The sequence below is a fragment of the Bradyrhizobium erythrophlei genome (assembly GCF_042430365.1).
Lineage (GTDB): Bacteria > Pseudomonadota > Alphaproteobacteria > Rhizobiales > Xanthobacteraceae > Bradyrhizobium > Bradyrhizobium erythrophlei.
On record NZ_JBHMET010000238.1, the window covers coordinates 1 to 1,191 of the forward strand.

The following is a 1,191-nucleotide window of genomic DNA, read 5'->3' on the forward strand; positions in this document are numbered from 1 at the left end:
GTCTTGCATCAATGTATCCGGCCTTTGATTGGAGCATTTGCTGCGGGCCATCATGGATATCAGCGCGCGTGCGTTCTCATTAGCGGACAGGCCTCGATTGGGCCATTTGGGTCACCAGTGTTCGCATGCGCCGGGAAGACCGAACCTCCATCTCGTCTCATCCTCTCGCAGACCTCGGCTGGAAACTGTTGATAGGGTTACGTCATCGCTTGCTCCTCATATCGCTCAGTTCCTTTGTTCGAGCCAAGGGCCGTTCCTTCGTCCCGGCCCGCAGAACGTCGATCGCGTCGCGCGCAGGGGCGGTCAAGGCCGGCCGTCGCGCTTGGCTTGCGGCTGGCTCCGGCGTTGCCAGGCTGCGCCTTGACCGCGCCGAGCACGGCGCGAGGATCAAGCGGGTCGGACGCCTGCATCGTCGGTCCTCGTCAGCTCGAAGGCGCGTCCTTTAGCCAGCACCGCCCAGGCGATGCGGGCAAGCTTGTTGGCGAGCGCGATCGCGAGCACGTTGTGGTGCAACCGCCTCTTGGCGGCTTCGATCCAGGATTTGAGCCCGTAACGTTCCCAGTTCGTTATCCTGACCAGCACAACCCATGCCGCCTGCACGAACAGAACGCGCAGGTAGCGATTGCCGCGCCTCGAGATTTTGCCGAGGATCGTGCGGTCTCCCGTCGAGATCTGCTTGGGCACCAGTCCGAGCCAGGCGCCGAAGTCGCGGCCTTTGGAGAATACGTCTCCAGTGCCGATCGCGGCCACCATGGCGCTCGAAATGATCGGCCCGATGCCAGGCACCGTCATCAGGCGCGAACATGCCTGATCTTGACGGGCCAGTGCTTCGATCTCGCCGGATAGGCCATCGATGCGCTGATCCAGCCGGCGCCAGTCGCCTGCCAACGCCTCGATGACACGCAACATGCGTGGCGACAGGGCATCGGCGCGCGTCGCAAGGATGGTGGGCAGTTCCGTGCGCAGGAAGCCGATACCCTGGCGCACGGCGATCCCGCGTTCCAGCATGAAGGCGCGAATCTGGTTGATGATGCCGGTGCGTTGCGACACCAACCGCTCGCGCACCCGATGCAGCGCCTGCAGATCCAGTTGCTCCGCGGTCTTGGTCGCCACGAACTTCATCGTCGGGCGCTGCACGGCTTCGGCAATCGCTTCGGCATCATTGAAGTCGTTCTTCTGTCCCTTGCTATA

At 63.1% G+C, this 1,191-nt stretch carries 1 protein-coding gene; it reads right to left on the reverse strand.

Annotation, left to right across the window (positions count from 1 at the left end; all coding sequences use genetic code 11):
* Positions 1-387 precede the first annotated feature (387 nt).
* A partial coding sequence (locus ACFFWD_RS36415; RefSeq protein WP_376973914.1) for an IS110 family RNA-guided transposase occupies positions 388-1,191 on the reverse strand: 804 nt, incomplete at its 5' end.